General features: G+C 66.0%; 6 protein-coding genes. 3 read left to right on the forward strand and 3 right to left on the reverse strand.

Annotation, left to right across the window (positions count from 1 at the left end; translation table 11 throughout):
* Nucleotides 1–125: 125 nt before the first annotated feature.
* Nucleotides 126–509 carry a transposase gene (locus AB0H52_RS31265; protein WP_357951879.1) on the reverse strand — a complete coding sequence of 128 codons (384 nt, stop codon included), beginning with the start codon at nucleotides 507–509 and terminating at the stop codon, nucleotides 126–128.
* A 26-nt stretch (nucleotides 510–535) separates the two neighbouring features.
* On the opposite strand from AB0H52_RS31265, the gene AB0H52_RS31270 reads away from it, so the two are divergent.
* Nucleotides 536–1,534, forward strand: coding sequence for an aldo/keto reductase (locus tag AB0H52_RS31270; protein ID WP_151493186.1), 999 nt, complete (start codon nucleotides 536–538; stop codon nucleotides 1,532–1,534).
* 41 nt (nucleotides 1,535–1,575) lie between these two features.
* Here the strand turns inward: AB0H52_RS31270 and AB0H52_RS31275 are convergent, their stop codons facing one another.
* On the reverse strand, nucleotides 1,576–2,325 hold the full coding sequence (locus AB0H52_RS31275; protein WP_357951873.1) for a thioesterase domain-containing protein: 750 nt from the start codon (nucleotides 2,323–2,325) through the stop codon (nucleotides 1,576–1,578).
* Nucleotides 2,322–3,527 (reverse strand): cytochrome P450, encoded by a 1,206-nt coding sequence (locus tag AB0H52_RS31280; RefSeq protein WP_225854864.1) that lies wholly within the window; start codon nucleotides 3,525–3,527, stop codon nucleotides 2,322–2,324. The genes AB0H52_RS31275 and AB0H52_RS31280 overlap by 4 nt, the downstream gene beginning before the upstream one ends.
* 530 nt (nucleotides 3,528–4,057) lie before the next feature.
* Here AB0H52_RS31280 and AB0H52_RS31285 point away from each other — a divergent pair.
* On the forward strand, nucleotides 4,058–5,335 hold the full coding sequence (locus AB0H52_RS31285; RefSeq protein ID WP_357951875.1) for a condensation domain-containing protein: 1,278 nt from the start codon (nucleotides 4,058–4,060) through the stop codon (nucleotides 5,333–5,335).
* Complete coding sequence (locus AB0H52_RS31290; protein ID WP_357951877.1) at nucleotides 5,332–5,571, forward strand: acyl carrier protein; 240 nt, start codon at nucleotides 5,332–5,334, stop codon at nucleotides 5,569–5,571. Before AB0H52_RS31285 ends, AB0H52_RS31290 begins: the two co-directional genes overlap by 4 nt.
* Nucleotides 5,572–5,637: the final 66 nt, after the last annotated feature.

A 5,637-nucleotide genomic window follows, 5' to 3' on the forward strand; every position in this document is an offset into this window, starting at 1 on the left:
CGGGCCGCCCGGGCAGCCTCTATGCTGGCAGCAGCAGCCGCCTTCGATCTTGTTGTCTTCACAAACACATGATCAACGGGCGGCTGCGTCCATGTCGGACGCCGCCCCCACCACATCCCAGCAGGTCAGACTGCTAATGGCGGCTGCCGTACTAGGGGTGCGGTGCCGTTCCAGGAGGCGAACCGGTCGCGGTCGGCGAATCGGCTGATGTTGGCGACACCGGCCAGGAGGCGGGCTGCACCGGAGGGGCCGATGCCGTGCAACTCCTTCAGCATAGTCGCCCGTGACCTGCTGGCCGAGCAGCCCGGTTTCCCTGGTCGTTTCGGTCTGCCACGGTGTATCGAGTTTCGTCGGCTCGCTGTCTTGTTTGGAGTACCGTCCTCGCCGATCTGCGGCCCCCTACCAGCCTGACCTGCCAGATCAGGTTGAAGAGGGCTCATTGTCTGACCAACCGAGGTCAAGCGTGCGAGATCAGGAGCAGGGCTTTCCGGTATGGTGACCACGACCATCAATCTGGCAACGGGGAGGCTACTGGATGCGATATCGGACGATCGGCCAGACGGCGGCACAGCGAGAGGTGAGCGTCCTGGCCCTCGGCGCCATGCGATTCGGCACGGAGACCGACGAGGACACTTCGTTCGCGATTCTGGATCGGTACGTCGAGGCCGGCGGCACATTCGTCGACACCTCGAACAACTACTCCTTCTGGATCAACTCGACTCAGGGTGGGGAAAGTGAGGCGCTGCTCGGCCGGTGGAGGCGCAGCCGCGGCGTGCAGTCCGAGGTCGTGATCGCGACGAAGCTCGGCGGGCGGCCGGTCGCGGCCGGGTTGGATTTCGCGGCGACCGCCAAGCAGGAAAACATCGAGGGGCTTTCCGCCTCCGTGATCCGCAAATCCGCAGAACGGAGCAGAGAACTGCTCGGGGTGGACAAGATCGACCTGCTCTACGCGCACGTCGAGGACCCGAACGCCCTGGTCGAAGAAACGGTGCAGGGCTTCGCGGACCTCGTCGCGGAGGACGTGGTCGGGCTGCTCGGCGTCAGCAACCACTGGACCTGGCGCGTCGAGCAGGCGCGGGCGGCCGCCGCGAGCGCCGGGCTGCCCGGCTACGAGGTTCTCCAGTACCACCACAGCTACCTGCGTGCCCGCACCGACATGCCCGGGCGCCGGTCTGTCGACGGCAACCAAGGGTTGGCCACTGGCGAGGTGCTCAGCTACCTGCGCGCCAATCCGGGTCTCACGCTTGTGGCCTACACCCCACTGCTGTCCGGTGCATACGTCCGCGACGATCGGCCTCTCGGCCCGGCCTTCGACCACGCCGGCACCGAGAACCGGCTGGCCGCGGTGCGTGCGGTCGCCGAGGAGACGGGCGCCACCGCGAACCAGGTCGTGCTCGCCTGGCTGATGGGCGGCGACCTGCCGATCATCCCGCTCGTCGGAGCTTCCTCGATCGCTCAGCTCGACGAGAGCCTCGCCGCCGTGGACCTCGAGCTGACCGGCGACCAGCGCGCGAGGCTGGACGCGGCCCAGTAAGTGGCATGGACCGGGCGTTGGCGCCGCGCGTCAACGCCCGGTCAGGTCAGCAGGTCAGCGCTGATGATCTCCATCATCCGCACGGTTTCCGCCTCCGGGAAGAAGTGACTGCCCGCCAGGATGGTCAACTCGAACTCCGTGTTGGTCTCTCGCGCCCAGTCGCGCATCCGTGCCGGAGGGGCTTCGACGTCGGTCTCCCCGGCGAACGCCCGGATCGGCACGTCGAGCGGCACCGTCTCCGCGATCGGGCATGTGCCGACCACGCGTAGGTCGGCCCGTAGAGACGGCAGGAACAGCTCCAGCAGACTCGGATTGTCGAACAGCCCCGGTGGTGTGCCGCCAAGTTCACGCAGGTAGGCGACCAGTCCCTCCTCCGGTTCGTCCCAGCCGCGGACCGGCTGGCGCAGCACGGGCGCCGCGCTGCTAGCCACAAACAATCGCCTCGGCGCGAGGAGCCCTCGGTCGCGAAGTTCGTGCACCAGCGCCAACGCGACCCTGGCGCCCATGCTGAACCCGTAGCAGGCGTACGGCTTGTCCATCAGCGGCGAAAGCACGTCGGCGAGGTCGGCAACCAGTGGTGTCATGTGCTCGTACGGCGGCTCGTCGAACCGGTCGTCGCGGCCGGGAAGCTGGATGGCGACCGGCTCGATCCCCTCGGGCAGCCCGGTGTGCCAGGTGCGGAAGATCGACGCGGAGGCGCCGGCGTACGGGAAACAGAACAGCCGCACGGCGGCGTCGGCCCGCCCGGCGTACGAACGCGTCCAGGCGCTGTTGAAGCCCACGCCTGTCACGCGCCGGACCTCGCACGCACGGATGCAGTGATGGGGACGTGCTTGTAGCCGCAGGCGAAGTTGGAGATCAACCGCTTCGGCGTGCCGGCGAGACTGAAGTTCGCGTAGCGATTGAACAACTCTTCGAACAGCACTCGCAAGGTGACCCTGGCGACGCTGTGGCCGATGCAGTAGTGCGGCCCTGCGCCGAACGCGAGGTGCCGGTTCGGCTTGCGCCGTAGGTCGAAACGCGACGCGTCGGGGAAGGCACGGTCGTCCCGGTTGGCGGCACCGAGCCAGGCAACCACAGCGTCCCCGGCAGCGATCCGGGTGCCCGCCACCTCGACGTCCTTCGTGGCATACCGAAGGAAGTGGTGCACCGGCGACGCCAGCCTGAGCGCCTCCTCGACCGCGGTCGGACCGACCTGCGGGTGCGCCGCCCATTCCTCCAGCACACCGGTGTCGGTGTGCTGCGCCATCATGTAGTTGGGGGAGTGTGGCGTGGTGACCAGCGCGCCGAGCAGCACGCTGTAGCAGTTCGACAGAATCTCACCGAGGGACATGTTCCTGCCCTCGAACGGCGTCGTGATCAGCACGCTGATCAGGTCGTCGCCGAGGTTGTTCCTGCGGTGGCGGACGAGCTCCTGGAAGTACCCCAGCAGTTCCTGGTGCGCCAGGGTCAGCGTCATCGACGGGTCGTGGGGGTCCTGGAAGTCTGGGTCGTCGTAGGCGACACACGCGATGTTCATCCGGGTCAGCCACGCCCAGTCGTCCTCCGGCAGGTCCATCATCATGCCGATGACCGCGATCGGTAGCTGCAGCATCGCTTGCCCGAAGTCGAAGACACCGCCGTCACCGAGCGGTTCGAGCAACCCGACGATCTTGTCGCGGATCATGTCGCGTTGCCTCTCGATGGCCTTGATGGCGAGCGCCTTCTTCAGCCGGCCCTGCATCTCCGTGTGCCGAGGAGGATCCGTGACGGCGAGTTGTGTACCGCCCGCCGGGTCATCCGTGCCGAGCAGGTTCAGCAACGTGCCGCGCTCGGAGGTGAACAGCGAATAGTCGCTCAACACGAGATCGACGTCGGCATACCTCGCCGCGGACCAGAAGCCCCGTTTCTCGTCCACCTGGTGCCAGAGGAGCCCTTCGTGGTCGCGCATCCGCTGCCACACCGCGTAGGTGTCGTCACCCGAGTACAACGTCGGGCCGACGAGGTCGACCATGTTGTCGGAGCTAGCGCGGTGCATGGGACATGACGAGATGGCGGTGTCGTGCGTGGTCACTGGCTAGGATCCCCTGTTCCACAAGTGGTGAATCAACCTGGCAACACGTGGAAGAGCGGGGAAGAGCATGCATCAACGCCCCAGTCGTCGACTGGGCGACTATTCCCCCGCGCCCTCGACCCTACCTGCCTCAGGCTCAGAATGCGGGGACGCCGGCAGTCGTTCGCCGGCCGCACAGCTGCTGTCCACTGTGGCTCTCCCCTATTTTTGCTAGCCGCGGAGCCGGCCGTCAGGGTCCCGGGCCAGGCAGTTCACCGTGGAGGGCGGCCCTACCTCCGACTAGTTGTCATCAGCGTGACGTTGACAGGATCGTGGCGCCTCCGTTACGGTCCAAATCGGATCGAACAGCGAAGATGTCCGCCGGAGTGCGATAAGGACGTCACTCGCTAGCGCTCGGGCATTTTTTTCGGGGGAAATCAAAATTGCCGGACATCCTTAGGCGTACACGGCTGTGGCATGCGGCAACGCCGGTGCAGCAGGGAATTTGGGTACTAGACACAGACGAACGATTACGTCCCACATATCTCATCCCGTCCGTACTAGAATTCGCCGGACGCATCGATCATCAAATTTTCGTCGACGCAGTGCGACACGTGGTATCCCGCCATCCGGCGCTGAGGTCGCGGTTTCGGCTGAATACGGCGACAGGCAGGGTCGAATACCGGACCGACGGCGAGCCGGGACACGTCGGGTTCATTGACGCGCGGGCAGAGGGCTGGACCGGGGAGAAGCTCGACCACTTGGTCGAGGCGCTGTGCTGGACCCCGTTCGACCTGGCCCACGAGGCCCAGGTGCGCGCCGAAGTCATCAAGGTCGACGAGAACCGCACCTTGCTTGTGCTGACGATGCACCACATCTCGTTCGACGGCTGGTCACGCAACCTGCTGGTACCCGAGATCGCCACGGTGTACCGGGCGTTCCTGGCAGGCGAGCAACCGGCCCTCGCCGCTCCCGTGCACCCGGCCGACGTGCCGGGAACCGTTCGGCAGCAACGTTCGCCGGAACGGGTCGCCCAGGTTCTGGAGCGCCTGCGCGGCGCGCCGATGACCGTCGACCTACCGTACGACCGGCCGCCGGCGGCGGTGGAGGCCGAGTCGATCGTCGCCGAGAACCTGTCGATCACGCTGGACCACGAGCTGAGCGCCCGGGTCCTGGCCGTGGCCGGTCAGGAGGGGTGCACGCCGTTCATGACGGCGGTCGCCGTGCTGGCCGGGACGCTCTGCCGGATGACCGGCCAGCGGGACTTCCTGATTGCCTTCGGCTGGCCAGGACGCGACGACCCTGCCACCTCAGAGGCGATCGGCATGTACATGGCGACGCTGATGCTGCGGGTCACGTTTGACCACGACACCACGTGGCGCGACCTGCTTCGGATCACACGCCGGTCCGCCACGGCCGCTTTCGTCGACTCCGACGTGCCGCTGGACGCGATCGCCGCGGCGCTGAACCCCGGGCGGCGTCAGATCTGGCCACCGCTGACCCCGATTCTTGTCAACGTCGACGACCTGCCGGCACGCATCGAGCTGACACGGGAGGTGTCCGGTCACTACTGGCCACTGAAGAGTGTCTACGGCAAGTACGACTTCGACCTGTTCGTCCGAGTGGACCGCGACGCCGACGGCGACCGGATCACGTTCGCCCTCGATTTCCTGGTCGAACTGTTCAACCCAGCCACCATCGAAAGCATTCTCGGCAAGTTGCGACAGAGCGCGGCCGAGCTCGCCAACGCACCGGAGGAGAAGCTGTGACCGAACCGTCTGCCGTCGACTTGTCCAACGCCGACCAACGGCGTGACATCGTCCGCTCAGTCTGGCAAGACGTACTGGAAATTGCCGAAGTGGACGACGACAGTACTTTTTTCGATATGGGCGGCGACTCGCTGCGACTGGCCGTGCTCGTTGAAAAGCTGAACCAGCGCACCGGCCTTTCGCTGCGCACCGTCGACCTGTTCCGTGCCCACGGCCCCGGCGTTGTTCCGGCTTGAGATGTTCTGTCCAGGTTCAGGATGGGTCCAAGGTAGTTGTGGGACGAGCGCGACTCTGATGATCTT

It is taken from the genome of Micromonospora sp. NPDC050695 (assembly GCF_040654415.1).
Taxonomy (GTDB): domain Bacteria; phylum Actinomycetota; class Actinomycetes; order Mycobacteriales; family Micromonosporaceae; genus Micromonospora.